Origin of the sequence: Streptomyces sp. NPDC048275 (assembly GCF_040652275.1) — a bacterium.
Taxonomy (GTDB): Bacteria; Actinomycetota; Actinomycetes; order Streptomycetales; family Streptomycetaceae; genus Streptomyces.
Window position 1 is genome coordinate 17,519 of sequence record NZ_JBEZLR010000099.1, and the last position, 20,408, is coordinate 37,926.

Annotated in this window: 19 protein-coding genes; 12 read left to right on the plus strand and 7 right to left on the minus strand. The window is 70.1% G+C overall.

Annotated features, from left to right (window positions below; genetic code table 11):
* The first annotated feature begins 327 nt into the window (after positions 1-327).
* From AB0D57_RS38285 to AB0D57_RS38320, 8 genes are all read left to right on the plus strand, one after another.
* Positions 328-1,125, plus strand: coding sequence for an acetoacetate decarboxylase family protein (locus AB0D57_RS38285; RefSeq protein ID WP_362084423.1), 798 nt, complete (start codon positions 328-330; stop codon positions 1,123-1,125).
* A complete protein-coding gene (locus AB0D57_RS38290) occupies positions 1,125-2,009 on the plus strand; it encodes an SDR family NAD(P)-dependent oxidoreductase (protein ID WP_362084426.1) in 885 nt (294 codons plus the stop codon). Before AB0D57_RS38285 ends, AB0D57_RS38290 begins: the two co-directional genes overlap by 1 nt.
* Positions 2,010-2,020: 11 nt before the next feature.
* A complete protein-coding gene (locus AB0D57_RS38295; RefSeq protein ID WP_362084429.1) occupies positions 2,021-3,304 on the plus strand; it encodes an amidohydrolase family protein in 1,284 nt (427 codons plus the stop codon).
* Positions 3,301-4,560, plus strand: coding sequence for an amidohydrolase family protein (locus tag AB0D57_RS38300; protein ID WP_362084432.1), 1,260 nt, complete (start codon positions 3,301-3,303; stop codon positions 4,558-4,560). The genes AB0D57_RS38295 and AB0D57_RS38300 overlap by 4 nt, the downstream gene beginning before the upstream one ends.
* 24 nt (positions 4,561-4,584) lie before the next feature.
* Complete coding sequence (locus tag AB0D57_RS38305; RefSeq protein WP_362084435.1) at positions 4,585-5,295, plus strand: VIT family protein; 711 nt, start codon at positions 4,585-4,587, stop codon at positions 5,293-5,295.
* A 123-nt stretch (positions 5,296-5,418) separates the two neighbouring features.
* A complete protein-coding gene (locus tag AB0D57_RS38310) occupies positions 5,419-6,297 on the plus strand; it encodes a sterol desaturase family protein (RefSeq protein ID WP_362084438.1) in 879 nt (292 codons plus the stop codon).
* A complete protein-coding gene (locus AB0D57_RS38315) occupies positions 6,294-7,001 on the plus strand; it encodes a lysoplasmalogenase (RefSeq protein WP_362084441.1) in 708 nt (235 codons plus the stop codon). The genes AB0D57_RS38310 and AB0D57_RS38315 overlap by 4 nt, the downstream gene beginning before the upstream one ends.
* A gap of 39 nt (positions 7,002-7,040) precedes the next feature.
* Positions 7,041-8,084 carry a zinc-dependent alcohol dehydrogenase family protein gene (locus tag AB0D57_RS38320; protein ID WP_362084444.1) on the plus strand — a complete coding sequence of 348 codons (1,044 nt, stop codon included), beginning with the start codon at positions 7,041-7,043 and terminating at the stop codon, positions 8,082-8,084.
* Between the two features lie 54 nt (positions 8,085-8,138).
* Here the strand turns inward: AB0D57_RS38320 and AB0D57_RS38325 are convergent, their stop codons facing one another.
* From AB0D57_RS38325 to AB0D57_RS38340, 4 genes are all read right to left on the minus strand, one after another.
* Positions 8,139-9,149 carry a CopD family protein gene (locus AB0D57_RS38325; RefSeq protein WP_362084447.1) on the minus strand — a complete coding sequence of 337 codons (1,011 nt, stop codon included), beginning with the start codon at positions 9,147-9,149 and terminating at the stop codon, positions 8,139-8,141.
* Positions 9,150-9,248: 99 nt separating this feature from the next.
* On the minus strand, positions 9,249-10,634 hold the full coding sequence (locus AB0D57_RS38330) for a CoA transferase (protein WP_362084450.1): 1,386 nt from the start codon (positions 10,632-10,634) through the stop codon (positions 9,249-9,251).
* A gap of 96 nt (positions 10,635-10,730) precedes the next feature.
* Positions 10,731-12,254, minus strand: coding sequence for a S8 family serine peptidase (locus tag AB0D57_RS38335; RefSeq protein ID WP_362084453.1), 1,524 nt, complete (start codon positions 12,252-12,254; stop codon positions 10,731-10,733).
* A 114-nt stretch (positions 12,255-12,368) separates the two neighbouring features.
* Positions 12,369-13,895 (minus strand): S8 family serine peptidase, encoded by a 1,527-nt coding sequence (locus AB0D57_RS38340; protein ID WP_362084455.1) that lies wholly within the window; start codon positions 13,893-13,895, stop codon positions 12,369-12,371.
* A gap of 394 nt (positions 13,896-14,289) precedes the next feature.
* On the opposite strand from AB0D57_RS38340, the gene AB0D57_RS38345 reads away from it, so the two are divergent.
* The 3 genes from AB0D57_RS38345 to moaA all read left to right on the plus strand — a co-directional run bounded on the left by AB0D57_RS38345 (position 14,290) and on the right by moaA (position 17,395).
* The gene (locus AB0D57_RS38345; RefSeq protein ID WP_362084458.1) at positions 14,290-14,646 is read left to right on the plus strand and encodes a DUF485 domain-containing protein; all 357 of its coding nucleotides are present in this window, start codon (positions 14,290-14,292) and stop codon (positions 14,644-14,646) included.
* A complete protein-coding gene (locus tag AB0D57_RS38350) occupies positions 14,643-16,262 on the plus strand; it encodes a cation acetate symporter (protein ID WP_362084461.1) in 1,620 nt (539 codons plus the stop codon). Before AB0D57_RS38345 ends, AB0D57_RS38350 begins: the two co-directional genes overlap by 4 nt.
* 143 nt (positions 16,263-16,405) lie before the next feature.
* Positions 16,406-17,395, plus strand: coding sequence for a GTP 3',8-cyclase MoaA (moaA, locus tag AB0D57_RS38355; protein WP_362084464.1), 990 nt, complete (start codon positions 16,406-16,408; stop codon positions 17,393-17,395).
* Between the two features lie 23 nt (positions 17,396-17,418).
* On the opposite strand, the gene AB0D57_RS38360 is transcribed toward moaA, so the two are convergent.
* Both AB0D57_RS38360 and AB0D57_RS38365 read right to left on the minus strand, forming a co-directional pair.
* Complete coding sequence (locus tag AB0D57_RS38360; RefSeq protein ID WP_362084467.1) at positions 17,419-17,664, minus strand: hypothetical protein; 246 nt, start codon at positions 17,662-17,664, stop codon at positions 17,419-17,421.
* A gap of 251 nt (positions 17,665-17,915) precedes the next feature.
* Complete coding sequence (locus AB0D57_RS38365) at positions 17,916-18,302, minus strand: DUF3099 domain-containing protein (protein ID WP_362084470.1); 387 nt, start codon at positions 18,300-18,302, stop codon at positions 17,916-17,918.
* A gap of 245 nt (positions 18,303-18,547) precedes the next feature.
* Here AB0D57_RS38365 and AB0D57_RS38370 point away from each other — a divergent pair, with 245 nt between their 5' ends.
* A complete protein-coding gene (locus AB0D57_RS38370) occupies positions 18,548-18,826 on the plus strand; it encodes a GlsB/YeaQ/YmgE family stress response membrane protein (RefSeq protein ID WP_362084473.1) in 279 nt (92 codons plus the stop codon).
* A gap of 104 nt (positions 18,827-18,930) precedes the next feature.
* Here the strand turns inward: AB0D57_RS38370 and AB0D57_RS38375 are convergent, their stop codons facing one another.
* On the minus strand, positions 18,931-20,268 hold the full coding sequence (locus AB0D57_RS38375) for an IS630 family transposase (protein WP_362084476.1): 1,338 nt from the start codon (positions 20,266-20,268) through the stop codon (positions 18,931-18,933).
* Between the last annotated feature and the right edge of the window lie 140 nt (positions 20,269-20,408).

Below are 20,408 nucleotides of genomic sequence, written 5' to 3' on the forward strand. Positions count from 1 at the left end.
GACTGACAGCCCGGCCCCCGCCTTACCGGAACGTGGGCCTCCGAGGGCCTGGGACAGGGCCACGCGCGCGTGCACCCTGCAATCGCACCGAACCATACCGAAGTTGACGCCACGCCCACCCGCCGGCCGCTGCTGCACGGGCCCGGTCGTGCCGTCCGGGGCCACCGAGCGTTTCTGGGGCCAGGGTCATCCGGTGGTTCTGTCTGGTTCCTCTTGGTTTCGGTTGGTGCAAGCCCCGAGGTGCATGGCTATGGACCTTTGGCCCAGGTGCTGCAACCGTGCTGCGCGCCACCAGCAGGTAACGGCCCACGAAGGGTGGTACGGACCATGGCACGAGTGCGGTACGGAGCACGGACCGAGGCGGAGATCGACGCCGCGCGCGCCGCGAGCGCCAAGCTCCCCGACATCTGGTCCACCGGAGTGGTGGCCGTCTGGGAGAGCGATCCGGACGCGGTCGCGGCGGTTCTGCCGCCCCCGCTCAAGCCCACCGGGCGGCCCCTGGTGCGGGTGAACATCAGCAAGGTGGATCTGCCCGGGTATCCGTTGGGAGCGGGCTCGTTCGCCGTCGCCGCGGCGCATGACGGCGTCGAGGGCTGGTACCCGCTCGTCATGCCGATGACCCACGAACGGGCTCTCATCGGCGGCCGCGAGGTCTTCGGGGAGCCCAAGAAGCTCGGCGAGGTGACCGTCGAGCGCGACGGTCTCCTCGTACGCGCCGCGCTCGCCCGGCACGGCATCGCCTTCGTCGAGGTACGCGGTGCCCTCAGTGGCGACCTGCCCCTCCCGGAGCCCGCCCGGAGGACCGACTTCTACTTCAAGTTCCTTCCCGCGGTGGACGGTTCCGGCTTCGACGCGGACCCCGTGCTCGTGCACTGCCTGCGCAACGAGAAGGTGCGCAAGCTGGAGCGAATCACCGGGGACGTCGTCCTGCGCGAGTCGATGTACGACCCGGTCGCCGACCTCCCCGTACGCGAACTCGTCGAGATCACCCTCGGGGAGAAGACCACCGACCAGCGGGGCAAGGTGGCCGAGCGGGTCAGCGCACAGGCGTTGCTGCCGTACATCCACCAGCGCTACGACGACCCGCGGCAGATCCTCGACGGGCCTCCCGAGGGGAGTGTCTGATGGATCTCCGAGCAGGACAGGTCGCCGTCGTCACCGGTGCGGCGAGCGGCATCGGGCTGGCGATGGCACGGCGGTTCGCGGCGGACGGGCTGAAGGTGGTCCTCGCGGACGTCGAGGAGGGCGCCCTGGGGAAGGCGGCCGATGAACTGCGGGCGGACGGCGCCGACGTGCACGCGCGCGTGGTGGATGTCGGGGAGCGCGAGGAGGTCTTCGCGCTCGCGGCGGACACGTACGAGAAGTACGGCGCCGTGCACGTCCTGTGCAACAACGCCGGCGTCGGCTCCGGTGCGGAGGGCCGCATGTGGGAGCACGACCCGAACGACTGGAAGTGGGCCTTCGCCGTCAATGTCTGGGGCGTCTTCCACGGCGTCCAGGCGTTCGTCCCGCGGATGATCGCCGGGGGAGAGCCGGGCCATGTCGTCAACACCTCGTCGGGCGACGGCGGGATCGCCCCGCTGCCCACCGCGTCGGTGTACGCCGTCACCAAGGCGGCGGTGGTGACGATGACCGAGTCCCTGTACGCGCAGCTGAAGGCGGAGCACGCGCGCGTGGGGGCGTCTGTGCTGTTCCCGGGGCCCCACATGCTCCGTACGGGCCTGTGGGAGTCGTACCGCAACCGGCCGTCGCGGTACGCGAAACAGCAGCCGCGAAAGACCCCGTACCGCAGCCTCGACCAATGGGAGGCCGCGATGAAGGAGGCGGGGCACGAGGTGCGGTTCACGCCGGTCGAGGAGGTCGCCGACCTCGTCGCCGAGGGGATCCGCGCGGACCGGTTCTGGCTGCTGCCTCAGAGCGAGCACAGCGACCGGCAGATCCGGGCGCGGTCGCAGTCGATGCTCGACCGCGCCGACCCGTCGTACCTGGAGAACTTCATTCTGGACTGAGGAGGCGCGCGATGACCGACCGGGACCCCTATCTGATCATCTCCTCCGACTGCCATGCCGGGCTGCCCACCGAGGAGTACCGGCCCTATCTGGACTCCCGTTTCCACCGGGACTTCGACGAATTCCTCGCGGGCCGCGACCGGCGCCGCGAGGAGATGACGCGGCTCGGCGTCCGCAACGAGGCGTTCGCGAGCAAGTGGTTCCAGGACAACGAGGAGGGGCTGCGCGGCGGTTGGGACACCGCGCAGCGCCTCAAGGAACTGGACGGCGACGGCGTCGCGGGAGAGGTGGTCTTCCCCGACGCGGATGCCGTGGACAGCCGGACGGCCGCTCCCTTCGGCGTGGGCCTCGGCCTCTCCGGGGACCAGGACCCGCAGCTCGGCATGGCGGGCGCGCAGGCGCACAACCGTTGGCTGGCCGACTTCGTGTCCGAGCACCCCGAACGGCACTGCGGGGTCGCCCTGCTGCCCATCACGGCCTCGCCCGACACCGTCGTCGCGGAGGTGTACCGCGCCAAGGAGTCGGGCCTCGGCGCGCTGATGATCCCCTCCATGTGGGTCGACAAGGAGCCCTACCACGACCGCCGTTACGACCCCGTGTGGGCCGCGGCCGCCGAGTGCGGGATGCCGGTGGTCACCCACTCCGGGGCGGCGCCGCGCCACGAGTACGGCGACCATCTGGGCATTTACGTCAGCGAGGTGACGTGGTGGCCCGCCCGCCCCCTCTGGTTCCTGCTCTGGTCGGGTGTCTTCGAACGCCACCCGGGGCTGAAGTTCGGTGTCGCGGAGTCGGGCTGCTGGTGGCTGCCGAACCTCCTCTGGTTCATGGACCGCCTCTATCTCGGCGCGCACGGCGGCAAGAAGCTCTCGCCCTTCGCGGAGCTGAAGCGGCCCCCGCACGAGTACCTGGACCGGCAGATCTTCATCTGCGCGACGAACACCAAGCGCCGCGAACTCGCCCAGCGCTACGAGATCGGCGTCGACAACATCCTCTGGGGCAGCGATTTCCCGCACCCCGAGGGCACCTGGCCCGACACGCGCGCGTGGCTGTCGAAAACCTTCCATGACATCCCGGTGTCGGAGACCCGCCGCATCCTCGGTCTCGCCGCCGCGGACGTCTTCGGCTTCGACGTCGAGCGGCTGACCCCGCTCGCCCGGCGTATCGGCCCCACTCCCGCCGATCTCGGCCAGAGCGACGACCAGAGGGCCGTGGAGGCGTCGTGGGCGCGCTCGCGCGAGGTGGGACGGCACTGGCTGACCGACCACGACTTCCCGGCCCTGGGGGTGACCCCATGACCGACGACCGGTACGGACCGACCGACGACCGGCACGACCGGTACACGGTGATCTCCGCCGACTGCCACGCGGGCGCCGACCTCCTGGACTACCGGCCGTACTTGGCGAAGGAACACCACGAGGCGTTCGACGCGTGGGCGGCCACGTACGTCAATCCCTACGAGGATCTGCTCGCCGACACGGCCGACAGGAACTGGAACTCCGAGCGGCGCCTCGCGGAGCTGGAGGCGGACGGGATCGTCGCGGAGGTCGTCTTCCCGAACACCATCCCGCCGTTCTTCCCGTCCGCCTCCCTGATGGCGCCGGCGCCGACGGCGCAGGAGTTCGAGCGGCGGTGGGCCGGACTGCGCGCCCACAACCGGTGGCTCGCGGACTTCTGCGCGGCCGCGCCGGGCCGCCGGGCGGGCGTCTTCCAGATCCTCCTGAACGACGTGCACGAGGCCGTGCGGGAGATCCGCTGGGCGGCGGACGCGGGGCTCACGGGCGGTCTCCTGCTGCCCGGCACACCCCCGGGTTCGGGCCTGCCCGAGCTGTACTCGTCGGCGTACGACCCGATCTGGGCGGTGTGCGCGGAGCTGGGCGTGCCGGTGAATCATCACGCGGGTTCGGCGTCGCCGCCCCTGGGCGAGGAGCCGGCCGCGCGGGCGGTCTTCATGGTGGAGACGACCTGGTTCTCGCACCGGGCGCTGTGGCACCTGGTGTTCGGCGGCGCCTTCCGCCGTCACCCGGCCCTGAAGCTGGTGCTGACCGAGCAGGGCTCGGGCTGGATCCCCGGGGTGCTCGACATGCTGGACTACTACCACGGCCGGTTGGTCGCAGCCGCGACGAAGGCGTCGACGGCCGAGTCGAAATTCGGCGCGGGACTGGCCGCGGCGATGGGCAAGGGCCCTTCGGAAGTCTGGCGGGACAACTGCTTCGTCGGCGCCAGCTTCATGCGCCCGCACGAGGTGCCGCTCCGGGACCGCATCGGCCTCGACAAGATCATGTGGGGCAGCGACTACCCGCACGACGAGGGCACCTACCCCTACTCCCGTGAGGGCCTGCGCATCGCCTACGCGGGCCTGCCGCGGGAGGAGATCGCGGCCATGGTCGGCGGCAACGCGGCCCGCCTGTACGGCTTCGACCTGGCGTACCTGGACTCCCTCGCGGCGAAGACGGGACCGACGGTGGACGAACTGGCACAGCCGCTCGCAGCCCCGCCCGCGGACGCGACGAGCCCGGTCTTCGCGAGGGGAGGGTCGGTACGTGTCTGGTGACCTCCGGGATGCCATCCTCCGGAGGTGACCGAACCCACGCACGACGAGGCTCACGGCGAGGCGCTGGGGTCCCGGCTGAACTGGCTCCGGGCGGCGGTCCTGGGCGCGAACGACGGCATCGTGTCGACCGCGGGTCTCGTCGTCGGCGTGGCCGGAGCGACGGACGACCGCTCGACCCTGCTGACGGCCGGCCTGGCCGGGCTGCTGGCCGGATCCATGTCGATGGCGTCGGGCGAGTACGTGTCCGTCTCCACCCAGCGGGACTCGGAGTTGGCCGCCCTCGCGACGGAGAAACGGGAGCTCAAGGAGCAGCCGGAGGCCGAGCTGGAGGAGCTGACGGAGTTGCTTCAGGGGCGGGGCCTGTCGCGGGAGGTGGCTCATGAGGCAGCGGTTCAGCTGACCGAACGCGACGCGTTGAAGGCTCACGCGCGCGTGGAGCTCGGCATCGACCCCGACGCACTCACCAGCCCGTGGAACGCGGCGGGGGCGAGTTTCCTCGCGTTCACCGTGGGGGCGTTGCTGCCGTTGCTGGCGATCGTGCTGCCGCCGGCGGACTGGCGGCTGTGGGTCACGGTCGTCTCGGTGCTGGCCGCGCTCGTCCTCACGGGGTGGAGCAGCGCGCGGTTGGGGGCGGCGGAGGCGAGGCGGGCGGTGCTGCGGAACGTGGCCGGGGGAGCGCTGGCGATGGTGGTGACGTACGGGGCGGGGGCCCTGCTGGGGGCGGCGGGGGCGTGAACGCACCGCGCAAGCGTGCCCCTGAGGTTGGCGGAGATCGCCAAGAAGCAAGCGCGTACCGCCGGCAATACTTGTGGGTAACAACCTCTAGCCGCAGCGGACCAGCGGTTCTACGGTGCATCCATGCCGAACCTCCCCGATGTCGTGGTCTGGTCGATACCCGCCTTCGTGCTGCTCACCGTGATCGAGATGGTGAGCGTCAGGATCCACCCAGCCGCCGAAGGGGCTGCCGCGGGCTATGAGACGAAGGACGCCGCGACGAGCCTCGGCATGGGACTGGGCAGTCTCGCCTTCGACTTCCTGTGGAAGATCCCGATCGTCGCCGTCTACACGGCGATCCACGAACTGACCCCTCTCAGAGTGCCCGTCCTGTGGTGGACGATCCCGCTGATGCTGCTCGCGCAGGACTTCTTCTACTACTGGTCCCACCGCGGACACCACGTGATCCGCATCCTCTGGGCCTGCCACGTGGTCCACCACTCCAGCCGGAAGTTCAACCTCACCACCGCGCTGCGCCAGCCCTGGACGACCTGGACGGTCTGGCCCTTCTACGTGCCGCTCATCGCCCTGGGCGTGCACCCCGCCGCACTCGCGTTCTGCTCGTCCGCGAACCTCGTGTACCAGTTCTGGATCCACACCGAGCGCATCGACAAACTGCCCCGCGCCTTCGAGTTCGTCTTCAACACTCCGTCCCACCACCGCGTCCACCACGCCTCCCAGGGCGGCTATCTGGACCGCAACTTCGGCGGGATCCTCATTGTCTGGGACCGGCTCTTCGGATCGTTCGTCCCGGAGACCGAGCGCCCCGTCTACGGGCTCACCAAGAACATCGCCACGTACAACCCCCTGCGCGTCGCCACCCATGAGTACGCCGCCATCGCCAGGGACCTGAAGGCGGCGACGAGTTGGCGCGAGCGGGCGGGGCGGGTGTTCAGGGGGCCCGGCTGGCAGCCCACGCCGGTGGCCGCCGCGAAGACGTCGGTCACGGAGCGCGTCGCGTGAGCGAACGCCACGCGCGCGTGCTGCTTGTCTCCTTCGGTGTCGCGACGGTTGCGGACCTCGTCTCGCTCGCCGTCGGGTTCGACGCCGGGCACATGGTCGCCAAACCGCTCCTGATGCCTCTCCTCGCCGCCCACGTGGCTGTACGCGGTGGCCCGCGCCTGCTGGTCGCCGCGCTGCTCTGCGGCTGGGGCGGCGACGTCCTGCTCCTCTCCGACGCCGACCCGGCCTTCCTCGTGGGGATGGCCTCCTTCGCTGCCGGGCATGTCTGCTACCTCCTGCTCTTCAGGAAGCCCCTCGAACTCGTCGAGAAGCCGGTCGAAAAGAGCACTCCACGCGCGCGTGGAGCCTGGCTCGCCGGCGGGTATGCGGTCGCCCTCGTCGCCACCGTCACCCTCCTGTGGCCCGACCTGCCCGCCGGTCTCCGCGTCCCCGTCGCGGGCTACAGCCTGCTGCTGACGGCGATGGCGTACGGGGCCACGCGGCTCGGGCCCGTGGCAGGGCTCGGCGGCGCCCTCTTCATGGTCTCGGACACGCTCATCGCCACCGGCGTCGCCACCTGGCCACAGCTGCCGAGGCCGGACTTCTGGATCATGCTCACGTACGCCGCCGCCCAGTTCCTGCTGGTCCGCGGGGCGCTGGGCACCCTCGGCGAGCGACCCGCGCCCGCGGCGGCGTACGGTGAGATGCGCTCAACCACCCCCTGAGCGCACCCATCGACGCCCCGCACGAGAAGGACCCTCGCCATGCGCGCCACCACCATCCACGCCCCGTACGACATGCGCGTGGAGGACGTGCCCGAGCCCGTGGTGCGGCTGCCCACCGACGCGGTCGTCCGGGTGCTGCGGTCCTGCATCTGCGGCAGCGACCTGTGGGCGTACCGCGGTGAGGCGGCGCGACAGCCGGGGCAGCGGATCGGGCACGAGTTTCTCGGCATCGTCGAGGAGACCGGCTCCGACGTGACCGGCGTCCGACGCGGTGACCTGGTGGTCGCGCCCTTCATGTGGTCCGACGGTGTCTGCGACTACTGCCGTGAGGGACTCACCACCTCGTGCCAGCACGGCGGCTTCTGGGGCTCCGTGGGGTACGACGGCGGGCAGGGCGAGGCTGTGCGCGTGCCCTTCGCCGACGGAACCCTCGTGCAGCTGCCCAAGGAGGCGGCCTCCGACGACCACCTGCTGTCGGCGCTGCTGACGCTGTCCGACGTCATGGGCACGGGCCACCACGCGGCCCTCGGCGCGGGGGCTCGGAAGGGCACCACCGTCGCCGTCGTCGGAGACGGAGCCGTCGGGCTGTGTGCCGTGCTGGCAGCCAAGCGGCTCGGCGCCGAGCGGATCATCGCGCTCGGACGCCACCAGACGCGTACGGACATCGCGCGCCGATTCGGCGCCACCGACATCGTCGCCGAGCGCGGCGAGGCGGCCGTCGAGGCCGTGCGCGAGCTGACCCGGGGCCAGGGCGCACACGCCGTCGTCGAGGCGGTCGGCACCGAGCAGTCCATGCGGACGGCCGTGAACATCAGCCGCGACGGCGGCGCCATCGGCTTCGTCGGGGTGCCGCACGGCAGCGGTACGGGTCTCGACCTCGGGGTGATGTTCGACCGGAACATCGCGCTGCGCGGCGGTGTCGCGCCCGTGCGCGCCTACATCCCGGAGCTGCTGCCCGACGTCCTCGACGGGACCATCGACCCGTCGCCCGTCTTCGACCGGACCGTCGGACTCGAAGGCGTGCCGGAGGGCTACAAGGCCATGGACGAGCGCACGGCCCTCAAGGTCCTCGTCGCCAACTGAGATCGCCACTGAGATCGCCAACAGAGGCTGCCGATTGAGGCTGCCGACCGAGGGTCACCACCTGATCGGCAGCGGCAGCGCCGTCAGAAGCCCCGACACCGCCACGACCAGGCCCAGTGCCACCACCTCCGCGCGCGCGGGCACGCAGGCACTGAGCCGGTCCGTGGTCCGGCGCAACCGCAGCCGCGCGAGCAGCGCCAGCACGGCGACGGCGGCCACCAGCACCAGCTTGGCCAGCAGGGTGCGCCCGTACGACGTGTCCGTCAGCTGGTCCAGGACCGTGCCGGACGGCATCCGGCGCAGCCCGCTCCAGACACCCGTCGCGGTGACCGCCGCGAACAGGACGGCCGCCACGCGCGCGTAGAGGCCGAGCAGCGCCCCACCCGCCTCCGAAGTGCGCCACTTCCGCACCATCCGCAGGACGTGCAGCAGACCGCCCACCCACAGCGCCGCGCACGTCACATGGACGAGTGTCAGGCCGGAGCCGACGAGCGGGCCCTGTTCCGTCGCGGGGTGGGCGCGCAGCGCCTCCGCGACGGCCACCGCGGCCAGCGGCCACACCTGGGTGGCCGGTCGACGTGAGCGGGCGCACAGTCCGGCCACGGCGAACGCGTTGACCTCCAGGAGCGCGAGCTTGCCGTCCCGGGTCCGGTAGAGCCCGCCGATGTCCATGTCGGAGAGGTGGTGCGGCAGCAGATTGCCGGTGGCCACGACCGAGGCGAGCCCCAGCGCGGCGACGAAGCCGGCCGCGGCGGCATAGGCCGCCCAGCTGCGAGGCACCTCCTCCAGGGGCGCGCCCGGCACCCGGCGGGCCAGCCGCGTCGCGAACACCTCGCCGACCGGGACGCACAGCGCCGCGAACAGGACCGCACGCAGCAGGGCGATGCCGCCGACTCCGGGAGCCGCGGCCTCGCCGGTGTCGGACAGCGCGGCACGTGGACCGAGCAGCGGGATCAGCGCGGCCACGGCCACCAGGGCGAGCACGGCGAAGGCCCGTCCGACGGCGGGCCGCCGCCCCGGGCCACTCGCGTCGGCCACCTCGGCTCTCGGTCGTATCAACGTCACCTCAAGACTTCACCAGTCGACACAGATCCGGGCAAGCACGGTGAAACAACTGGCAGGACGGTATTCCGCCCATAGGTACGTATCCGACCGGCCCGGGACTCAGGCCCACCGGGCGGAATCGGTCCCCCACGGGCTCGGCGGCCGTGACCAGTCCTCCGGCCCGTTTGTGAAGGAGACCGGCGGCAGGGCGTACCGCAGCCGCCCCAGAGCACTGTCCCGCTCGGCGAGCCAGGGGTCCGGTGTGTACGCGGCCCCCGCCGAACTCCTCTCCCGCACAAGCCCGTTCATCAGCCACGTCGCCGTCTGGGCCAGTGCCAGCCGCACGAGCCGTGTCCCACCCTCCTCCGCTTGTTCGGTGAGCGACCGGAGCACGGCGGCCGCGAGCAGATACCCCGTGCCGTGGTCGAGGGCCTGCGCGGGCAGCGCGCCGGGCCGCTCCGCCGAACCCTCGATCTCCGCGATCCCGGTGGCGACCTGCACCAGACTGTCGAAGCCCCGCCGCCCGGCCCACGGCCCGTACCCGCCCCACGCCGACAACTGCGCCACCACCAGCCCGGGCCGCCGCTCGGCCAGCGCCCGAGGCGTGAGCCCGAACCGGTCCAGCGCCCCGGGCCGGTACCCGGTGACCACGACATCGGCCTCGGCGAGCAGTTCCTCGAAGGCGCGCCGGTCGGTCGCCAGGTCGAGAGTGGTGGACCGCTTTGCGAACCCGGTGTCGGCGTGCTGGTCGGGGAGTTCGGGAAGCCGCGGTGCGTCCAGGCGCAGGACGTCGGCCCCCAGCAGGGCGAGCGTGCGGGTGGCGACCGGGCCCGCGATGACCCGCGTGAGGTCCAGGACGCGGACGCCCGCCGCGGGCAGCAGTGGGGCACCGGCGAGCGGCGCGAGCGCACGTACCGGCGCGTCGCCGATCCGCTCCGAGGTCAGCAGCGGCCTCTGCGCCACCGCCGCGCCCTGCTCGTGCGCCGCCCACTCCTTCGCCGTACGCAGGGCGACGGCGAGGCCACCGGCCGCGTACACGGTGTCCTCCACGTCCACGGCGGACCGCTCCGCGAGATGAGCGGCGACACTGTCCACCGACGCGTCGCCGGGCAGCCCCAGCGCGCTCAGCAGCCGTGCCCGATGGTGGGGATAGTTCGCGTGCGTCCGCACCCCGCCGTCGGCGGTCCGCCAGAACCGGGACAGCGGCGCGAAGTTGACGGGCGCCCGTCCATCGACCAACAGGTGCCGCTCGCTCACGAACGCCGTGGCCACGGACCCGTCGTCGACCCGCACCTCGGGCACGTCCCGCCCGGAGCGAAGGGCGGCCAGCTCGGCGCCCGTGAGAGCGCACGCCCCGACGCACGCCCGCGCCAACTGCCGTACGGGCAGTCGGGCGTCCAGTGCGCCCGGCCGTGCGACCGTCGACACCCGGGGCAGAAGCGCGGGGTCCCCGCCCAGCGCCGCCCACACGAACTCCGTCTCCGCACCAGCAGCTGATTGCGTCATACAAGCACTATGCCGGGTGTGCTGAGTCAACATGGCGGGTGGGGACGGGCTTCGGTGATCACCCGGCCCCACCCGCTCACGGGAGTTGCACGGGAGTTACTTCGTCACCGCGTCCAGCGCGTCAGCGGTGCCCCAGCCGTAGAAGCCGTTGCGGTTCTTGGTGCCCTCGCAGACCGCGTCGATCTTGCCGTCGCCGTCGATGTCGTACGGATCGGTGCACGGGGTGGCGTCGGCCTCGGCGTACAGCAGCGCCTTCACCAGGGCGGCGGGGGCGTGCGGGTGGGTCGACTTGATGAGCGCGGCGACACCGGCGACGTGCGGGGACGCCATCGACGTACCGGCCATGTAGCCCCACCCGCCGCCGGGGAGCGGGCCGAGGATCAGGCCGCTGGTGGCGGGCGGGGCCGGGGTCTGGTAGCGCGTCGAGTCGCCGCCGGGCGCGGCGATGTCGATGATGCCCAGGCCGTGGTTGGAGAACGACGACTTGAGGCCCTTCGCGCCCGTCGCGGCCACGGTGACCACACCCGGCAACTGGGTGGGGATGTCGTAGCACTCGGAGGGGTCGATGACCCGGTCCGAAGGTGTCGCGTCATTCGGGGAGACCGGGTCGGTGATCGAGTCGGCCGCCAGGTCGTAGTTCTCGTTGCCCGCCGCCGCGACGTTGACCGTGCCCTTCTTCTCGGCGTACTGCGAGGCGCGGGTGATCGCGTCGACGAGGGCCCTCTGGTCCGGGTCGTCCTTGCAGTTGAAGTACCAGGGGTCGGTGTAATAGCTGTTGTTGGTGACGTCGACGCCGTGCTCGGCGGCCCATACGAAGCCGCAGACGACCGCCTCCGTGTAGAAGTAGCCGGCCGTCGTGGACACCTTGATGCCGGCGACCTTCACGCCGGGCGCGACACCGGTGATGCCGACCCCGTTCTTGGCGCCCGCGATCTCGCCCGCGACATGCGTGCCGTGCGGGCTCTCCGCCGCACTCGGCCGCCAGGCCCCGTCGGTCGTGTCCGGCTTGCCCGTCACGCAGTTGACCGACGCGTCCCGGTCGAAGTTCGGAGCGATGTCGGGGTGCGTGTCGTCGACGCCGGTGTCGATCACGGCGACGGTGACCTTGTCGCTGCCGAGCGTCTTCTCGTGCGCCTTGTCCGCCTTGATGGCGGGCAGGTCCCACTGCAGGGGCTCCAACGGGTCCTGCCCGGCGGCGGCTTCGGCGCTCGCGGCCTGCTCCTGCTGCGCGCTGAGCACCTGGGGCGTACCCACGTCGGTGGTCGACTGCGCGGGCAGCGGCGCGTTGCGGGTGGCACCGGCCGACTGCACCCCGCGGACGCCACGGATCGTCTTGGCGAAGTCGGTGTTCGAGGAGTGGACGACGATCACGCCGATCCGGTCGTACGACGTCACGATCGTGCCGCCCGCCGCGGTGACGGCCTTCTTGACGGAGGAGGAAGTGCCGTGCCCGGGACGGACGTTGACGATGTAGCTGAGGGAGGTCGCGTCGGTGGCGACCTGCCCGGGTGCCTGAGCTGCCGAGGCGCTGACGTTCGGCAGGAAGGCGAGAGCCGTCGCCGTGGCCATCCCCAGCGGGATGGCTATGGCGCGACGGGAGCGCATACGAGGCGCGGTCATGAAGTCTCCAGTTCGTTCGCGGTACGAGCTGTACGAGCCGTGCGGAAGCTCAAGGGTGGACAAGTGTGGTCACTTGAACCGTGGTTACCTGAACCGTGGTCACTCGAACCGTGGTTACTTGACCGCCCGCAGCGCGTTGACGATCCCGGATCCGTAGAAGCCGTTGAGGCGCTTGCCGCCCTCGCAGGTGGCGTCCACGACACCGTCTCCGTTCCCGTCGTACGGCTCGCTCGGGCAACCCGGGTTGTCCGCCTCGGCCTTCAGAAGCGCCTGGAGCTGGGCGGGGGTGGCCCACCGGTACTTGGACTTCAGCAGCGCGGCCACGCCCGCGACGTGCGGCGTCGCCATCGACGTACCTTGGAGGAAGCCGTACTGGTTGTTCGGCAGGGTGGACAGGATGCGACCGTTCTGCGACGGCGTGTCCGGGATCTTGTACCGGTCGCCGCCGGGTGCCGCGACGTCGATGACACCCTTGCCGTAGCTGGAGTAGTACGACTTGGCGCTCGTGACGCCGGTCGCGCTCACCGTGACGACGCCCGGCAGCTGGGTCGGTACGTCGAAGCACGTGTGCGGGTCGATCGTCCGGGTCACGGGGGTCGAGTCGTCGGGGCTGGAGTCGTCCACGATGGCGTCCGCGTCGAGGTCGTGGTTGGAGTTGCCCGCCGCGGCCACGTTGAGGGCGCCCTTCTTCTGGGCGTACAGCTGGGCCCGGTTCACCGCGTCGACGATGGCCCGCTGGTCGGGGTCGTCCAGGCAGTTGTAGAGCCACGGGTCCACGTAGTAGCTGTTGTTGGTGATCTCCACGCCATGGTCCGCGGCGAACACGAAGGCGCAGACGACGCTCTCCGGGAAGAAGAGCTGGCCCGCGTCCGGCTCGGCCACCGTGATGCCCGAGACCTTCACGCCGGGCGCGACGCCCGCGACGCCGACCCCGTTGCGGGCCGCGGCGATCTCGCCCGCGACATGCGTGCCGTGGTAGTGGTCGGCGTCCACGGGGCGCCAGGCGCCGTACGTGGTGTCCGGCTTGCCGCCCACACAGTTCGCGGACTGCGAGGGGGAGAAGTTCGGGGCGATGTCCGGGTGGGTGTCGTCGACGCCGGTGTCGATCACGGCGACCGTCACGTTCCTGCTGCCCGGGTTGATCTTCGCGGCCTTGTCGGCGCCGATCGCGCGCAGGTCCCACTGGTCGGCCTCGAGAGGCTCCTCGCCGGCGGTGGCGCTCTTCGCGACCTCGGCGGCCTGCGTGGCCGACAGCACTTGCGCGGTGCCCTCATCCGTCGTCCCCGAGGGCGTCAGCGGCGCCGTCCGCGTCGCACCCGCCGACTGCACCCCGCGTACGGCGCGGATCTGCCGGCCGAAGTCGGGGTTGGCCGAGTGGACGACGATCACACCGATCTTCTCGTACGAGATCACGACGGTGCCGCCGGCCGCGGCGATCGCCTTCTCCACTGAGCCGATCGTGTGACGGTCCGTCTTGGTGTTGACCACGTAGGCCAGATCGGGGCCGTCCGCGCTCGGGGTGGCGGACGCGGTGAGTGGTGCGGCCGACGCGGCGCCCGGCAGGAAACCGAGCGAGGCGGTGAGCGACAGGACGACCGGCACCGCGAGGGCGAGCCGACGTCTGGAGCGCAGATGAGCCATGGGATCTCCACATCATCCGGAACGAAAGCGGCCCGAACACAGGTGGTGCTCGGGCAGGTGCATGACGAGTAGTGCAGGCCGAAGCTATCTCCCGGCCGACCTGGCCAGCAACGCCTTCCGGAGATGACTTCCCAAGAAGCCGGAGACGACTTCCGAAAGAAGTCCCCGGAGTTGAACCGGTCCATGCGTGGCGCCGTGACGTTGAGCAGGGAGCACGAGCACGATCGAGCCCCCTGTTGGATCACGCCCGGGGCACACCCTCGCCGTCCGGTCAACGTGATCCGTGTCGCCGTGAGGTCAGAACGCCATGCCCGTACCCAACCCGTCCCGGTCCGCGAACCCCCACTCGCCCCCGTCCACCGTCGCAACCGCACCCGCAACGCCAGGAGACTCCGTGGCTACCGACGCACCGCCCCCCTCGAAGACAGATCCCCAGCTCCCCTCGACCGAGGAGTTCGTCGAGGTGCAGGAGAGCGCGGAGTTCGGTGAACTACGCCGTTCCTACCGCTCCTTCGCCTTTCCGCTGACCGTCGCCTTCATCGCCTGGTACCTGCTCTACGTCCTGCTCTCCAACTACGCGGGCGACTTCATGGGCACCAAGCTGTTCGGCAACGTCAATGTCGCCCTGGTGCTGGGTCTCGCCCAGTTCCTCACCACATTCCTCATCGCCTGGTGGTATTCGCGGCACGCCGCCGCGAATCTCGACCCCAAGGCCGAAGCCATCAAGTCCCGGATGGAGGGCGGCGCATGAGCCCCTCGATCGTTCTCGCGGCCGGTGAAGCAAGCGAACACCGACCGCTGATCATCTCCCTGTTCGCGGTGTTCGTCGTCGCGACCCTCGTCATCACCGTCTGGGCGGGCCGCCAGACCAAGGACGCGGCCGACTTCTACGCGGGCGGGCGCCAGTTCAGCGCCTTCCAGAACGGGCTCGCCGTCTCCGGCGACTACATGTCCGCGGCGTCCTTCCTCGGCATCGCCGGCGCCATCGCCCTCTTCGGCTACGACGGCTTCCTCTACTCGATCGGCTTCCTCGTCGCCTGGCTGGTGGCGCTGCTGCTGGTTGCCGAGCCACTGCGCAACTCCGGCCGTTACACGATGGGCGACGTCCTCGCGTACCGCATGCGCCAGCGCCCGGTCCGTACGGCGGCCGGAACCTCCACGATCGTCGTGTCGATCTTCTATCTGCTGGCCCAGATGGCGGGCGCGGGCGTCCTCGTCTCGCTGCTGCTCGGCATCACCAGCGACGCCGGCAAGGTCGGCATCGTGGCGCTCGTCGGCATCCTGATGATCGTGTACGTGACGATCGGCGGCATGAAGGGCACCACCTGGGTCCAGATGGTCAAGGCCGTCCTGCTCATCGGCGGCACCCTGCTCATCACCTTCCTGGTGCTGCTCAAGTTCAACTTCAACATCTCCGACCTGCTCGGCTCGGCGGCGGAGAACAGCGGCAAGGGTTCGGCCTTCCTGGAACCGGGTCTGAAGTACGGCCTCACGACCACCTCGAAGATCGACTTCATCTCGCTGGGCATCGCGCTGGTCCTCGGCACCGCGGGCCTGCCGCACATCCTGATCCGCTTCTACACGGTGCCGAACGCCAAGGCCGCGCGGAAGTCCGTGAACTGGGCGATCGGCATCATCGGCGGCTTCTACCTGATGACCATCGCGCTCGGCTTCGGAGCGGCCGCCCTCATCTCGCAGGACGAGATCATCGCCTCCAACAAGGCGGGCAACACGGCGGCCCCGCTGCTCGCGCTGCACCTCGGCGGTGTCGACTCGGCCTGGGGCGCGATCCTGCTCGCCACCATCTCGGCGGTCGCCTTCGCCACGATCCTCGCGGTCGTCGCCGGTCTCACGCTGGCCTCGTCCTCCTCCTTCGCGCACGACATCTACGCGAACGTCATCAGGAAGGGCCAGGCCACCGAGAAGGAAGAGGTCAACGCCGCCCGCTACGCGACGGTCGCCATCGGTATCGTCTCCATCGGCCTCGGCGCCCTCGCACGCGACCTGAACGTGGCCGGTCTGGTCGCGCTCGCCTTCGCGGTCGCCGCCTCCGCCAACCTGCCGACGATCCTCTACAGCCTCTTCTGGAAGCGGTTCACCACCCAGGGCGCGCTCTGGTCGATCTACGGCGGACTGACCACGGCGGTCGGCCTGGTGCTGTTCTCGCCGGTGGTCTCGGGCAAGGCCACCTCGATGTTCCCGGACGTCGACTTCCACTGGTTCCCGCTGGAGAACCCGGGCATCATCTCGATCCCGGTCGGCTTCCTGCTGGGCTGGCTGGGCACGATCCTGTCCAAGGAGGAACCGGACACCGGCAAGTACGCCGAGCTGGAGGTGCGGTCCCTCACGGGCACCGGAGCGCACTGACTCGTCACCGCTCACGGCCGCGTCGTAGATCCCTACGACGCGGCCGCGTCGTACCTCGTGGGATCCGGCCGCTCTCGATGTCGGTCCCGTCACGTAGGCTCGATCGTGTCTGGCAGTGATCCGCATCGAGGGAGGGGGCCCACGTGCTCATCGACACCTACGGCCGAGTGGCCACCGACCTGCGCGTCTCGCTCACCGACCGGTGCAATCTGAGATGCACGTACTGCATGCCCGAGGAGGGCCTGCAGTGGCTGGCCAAGCCCGACCTGCTCACGGACGACGAGATCGTGCGCCTGATAGAGATCGCGGTCACCAGCCTCGGCATCACCGAGGTCCGCTTCACCGGCGGCGAGCCCCTGCTGCGCCCCGGCCTGGTCGGCATCGTGGAGCGGGTCGCCGCGCTCACCCCCCGCCCTCAGATGTCCCTGACCACCAACGGCATCGGCCTCAAGCGCACGGCTACCGCCCTGAAGGCGGCGGGCCTGGACCGGGTGAACGTCTCGCTGGACACCCTGCGCCCCGAAGCCTTCAAGACCCTCACCCGCCGCGACCGGCACAAGGACGTCATCGCGGGCCTCGAAGCCGCCCGCGACGCAGGCCTGAACCCGGTCAAGGTCAACTCGGTCCTGATGCCGGGGCTGAACGAGGACGAGGCCCCCGACCTCCTCGCCTGGGCCGTCGAGCACGACTACGAGCTCCGCTTCATCGAGCAGATGCCCCTGGACGCCCAGCACGGCTGGAAGCGCGAGGGCATGGTCACCGCGGGCGACATCCTCGCCTCACTGCGTACCCGCTTCGAGCTCACCGAGGAGGGCTCCGACGAGCGGGGTTCCGCCCCGGCCGAGCGCTGGCTCGTGGACGGCGGCCCGCACCGCGTCGGCGTGATCGCCTCGGTCACCCGCCCGTTCTGCGCGGCCTGCGACCGCACGCGCCTGACGGCCGACGGGCAGATACGCACGTGTCTGTTCGCCAGTGAGGAGACCGACCTGCGCGCGGCACTCCGCGCGGACGCCCCCGACGAGGAGATCGCCCGCATCTGGCGCCTCGCGATGTGGGGCAAGAAGGCGGGCTCGGGCCTGGACGACCCGTCGTTCCTGCAGCCGGAGAGGCCGATGTCGGCGATCGGCGGCTGAGGCTGCGCCCCGAAGGGGTCAGCTCATCCCGCAGGCTCCGCCCACTCCTCCAGCCGGACCACATCCTTCAAAAACCCCCGCACACCCAGGAACTTCGACAGGTGCTCGCGATGCTCCTCGCAAGCGAGCCACGTCTTGCGCCGCTCCGGCGTATGCAGCTTCGGGTTGTTCCAGGCAAGCACCCAAACGGCGTCGGCGCGACAGCCCTTGGCCGAGCACTGCGGAGTGGTGGGGGCGGAAGACGTATCGGGGAAGAGCGGGAAGTTCACTCCTCAACCCTAGACGCCTCTTCAACCCTGGACGGCTCGGAAAAGGCGACGCCGAGCAGCCACGGGGGGAGCTGCCCGGCGTCGGTCTGTCGCTCCGACGGGGGATGCGGAGCGCGTACGAAGTATGTCACGGGTGGGCCGCCGCCCGGCACCGGAACAACATGATTGATCTGAGCTTTTCTTGAGCTTGGCGAGCCATTGGATTCCGTTTTCCGAGGTCCCTCGATGGTCAGGTCAAGGCCCGATCGGGGTCAGGTCCGCTCCTGCGGCTCGCCCCGCAGCCGCGCCCCCGGGTCGGTCACGAAGTCCTCCTGGACGGATTCCGCGAAGTCGTCCGGCCGTGGCGGCGCGATCATGGGAGGGCGGGGGACATCGATGAACGTCGAGGGAAGCGACGGCGCGTTCTCGCGGCCGGCGTTGGCGATCACCACGGCGATGTAGGGGAGGAGGATCCCGAGGACCAGCGCGACGAGCGCGACGTGGCGTTCGACGTTCCAGAGGGTCGCGGCGAGGATCACGGAGACCGTGCGCACGGACATCGAGATGACGTAGCGGCGCTGCCTGCGGCGGACGTCCTCGTCAAGCCCCTGCCTGGCCCCGGTGATCCGGAAGACCTGGCTTTTGCTCTGCTTCCGCATCACGTTCCACCACCTGCCTGTGTCGGCCTCTCCCCGGCCCGTACCCGGTCCGAAGCCGGTCAGGGAAGCAGGCCCGAACAGGTTCCACGTTACGCCGCGGCTGCGCCGCATTCGAGACCGGGTCGACTGCTGTCAGGGGGGACATGATGCGTCGTACCGCGTATGGCCACGCCCGACATGCGGCGTATGGAGGACAGGCCGACACTGGGCGTAATGCTCACGTAGAGCCGTACTAGGAGGCAGACATGGGCTGGTTGTGGGCGATCATCGTGGGATTCGTACTCGGCCTGCTGGCCAAGGCGATCCTGCCGGGCAAGCAGCACAGCCCGCTCTGGCTGACCACTGTCTTCGGCATCCTCGGAGCCATCGCCGGCAACGCCATCGCCGAGGGTCTCGGCGTCGCCGAGACCCGAGGAATCGACTGGAGCCGCCATGCCTTCCAGCTCGTGGCGGCGATCATCATCGTCTTCCTCGGTGACAGGGCGTACATGGCCCTGCGGGGCGGCACCAAGCGGAGAGCCTGAGGGCAGGTACGAAGGGGGCGGTCTCCCGCGCGGGAGACCGCCCCCTTCGTCGTGTCCAGGCCCGCCTAGTGTGATGCGCCAGAAATTGCAGGCTTAAGTCTGTTTCAGGTTTCGGTGGTCGGTGGGTTGATTTTGGTGAGGTAGTCGGCGAGGGAGTTGAGGATTTCGTCGGCGGTCTTGGTCCAGGTGAAGGGCTTGGGGTTCTCGTTCCATCCGTCGATCCAGGCCCTGATGTCTTGCTCCAGGGCCTTCACGGAGGTGTGCACGCCGCGGCGGATGAGCTTGTCTGTCAACAGGCCGAACCAACGCTCGACCTGGTTCATCCAGGAGGAGCCGGTGGGGGTGAAGTGGACGTGGAAGCGGGGGTGTTTTCCCAGCCACGTCCTGATCTCGGCGGTGTTGTGGGTGGCGTAATTGTCACAGACCAGATGGACGTCGAGACCGGCGGGCACCGCCTTGTCGATCGTGACCAGGAACTTCTTGAACTCGATGGCCCGGTGGCGGCGGTGCAGCTGCGATATGACGCTGCCGTCGGCGATGTTGAAGGCGGCGAACAGGCTGGTAATGCCGTGCCGGTAGTAGTCGTGGGTTCGCCGCTCGGGCATGCCGGGCATCATCGGCAGTACGGGCTGGGACCGGTCCAGCGCCTGGATCTGGCTTTTCTCGTCCACGCACAGCACGACCGCCTTCTCGGGCGGATGGTGGTACAGGCCGACGACGTCGACGACCTTCGCGATGAACTGTGGGTCGGTGGAGAGCTTGAACGCGTCCTGGAGATGGGGCTTGAGGTCGAACTTCTTCCAGATCCGCCCGACGGTGGACTTCGACAGTCCGGAGTGCTTGGCCATCGAGGCCCGCGACCAGTGGGTGTCTTTGCCCGGGGTGGACTCCAGCGTCGCCGTGAGCACGTCCTCGACCTGGTCCAGACGGATTGAGGGCGGCCTGCCGGGACGCGGCTCGTCGGTCAGCCCGTCCAGCCGCAGGCGGATGAACCTCGACCGCCAGCGGTTCACCGTTCCGTGCGAGACACCGAGCTCGGCAGCGATCTCCTTGTTCGTCCCACCTTCCGCGCACCGCAGCACGATTCTCGCCCGCAGCGCCAGGAACTGCGCGGTCTTCGCCCGCCGCGCCCAGCGCGTCAGCTCCGCGCGCTCAGCCTCGGTGAGGACCAGGTCCGGCTTGCGCCGGCCCGGCCGCGGCTCGTCGGCCAGACCTGCCAGCCGGTGAGCCGCGAACCGGGAGCGCCACTTGCGCACCGTCGCCACGTTCACGCCCAAGTCCGCCGCCACCTGGGAACTTGACGCGCCATCCGCACAAGACAGGACGATCCGAGCGCGCTCGGCCGAACGAGATCCCGCCCCACCACCCGCCCAACGCGACAACTCAGCGCACTCCTCCTCGGACAGCACGACCTCGACAGCACGCGGACCCCGATGCGACATGAAAACAGCCTACAGACTTAAGCCCGCAATTTCTGGCGCATCACACTAGGGCCTGTCCGGCGGATCATGCCGCGGACGCGGGGCTTGGCACGCCCATCTGCGGCGTTGTCGTCGGTCAACGACTCCCCCACTCTCGACTT

Coding starts and splice junctions, on each gene's coding strand:
- AB0D57_RS38295 (WP_362084429.1), top strand. CDS start 2,021: ATGACCGACCGGGACCCCTATCTGATCATCTCCTCCGACTGCCATGCC.
- AB0D57_RS38340 (WP_362084455.1), bottom strand. CDS start 13,895: ATGGCTCATCTGCGCTCCAGACGTCGGCTCGCCCTCGCGGTGCCGGTC.
- AB0D57_RS38370 (WP_362084473.1), top strand. CDS start 18,548: ATGGGCTGGTTGTGGGCGATCATCGTGGGATTCGTACTCGGCCTGCTG.
- AB0D57_RS38365 (WP_362084470.1), bottom strand. CDS start 18,302: ATGCGGAAGCAGAGCAAAAGCCAGGTCTTCCGGATCACCGGGGCCAGG.
- AB0D57_RS38335 (WP_362084453.1), bottom strand. CDS start 12,254: ATGACCGCGCCTCGTATGCGCTCCCGTCGCGCCATAGCCATCCCGCTG.
- AB0D57_RS38350 (WP_362084461.1), top strand. CDS start 14,643: ATGAGCCCCTCGATCGTTCTCGCGGCCGGTGAAGCAAGCGAACACCGA.
- AB0D57_RS38310 (WP_362084438.1), top strand. CDS start 5,419: ATGCCGAACCTCCCCGATGTCGTGGTCTGGTCGATACCCGCCTTCGTG.
- AB0D57_RS38375 (WP_362084476.1), bottom strand. CDS start 20,268: ATGTCGCATCGGGGTCCGCGTGCTGTCGAGGTCGTGCTGTCCGAGGAG.
- AB0D57_RS38290 (WP_362084426.1), top strand. CDS start 1,125: ATGGATCTCCGAGCAGGACAGGTCGCCGTCGTCACCGGTGCGGCGAGC.
- AB0D57_RS38285 (WP_362084423.1), top strand. CDS start 328: ATGGCACGAGTGCGGTACGGAGCACGGACCGAGGCGGAGATCGACGCC.
- AB0D57_RS38320 (WP_362084444.1), top strand. CDS start 7,041: ATGCGCGCCACCACCATCCACGCCCCGTACGACATGCGCGTGGAGGAC.
- AB0D57_RS38300 (WP_362084432.1), top strand. CDS start 3,301: ATGACCGACGACCGGTACGGACCGACCGACGACCGGCACGACCGGTAC.
- AB0D57_RS38330 (WP_362084450.1), bottom strand. CDS start 10,634: ATGACGCAATCAGCTGCTGGTGCGGAGACGGAGTTCGTGTGGGCGGCG.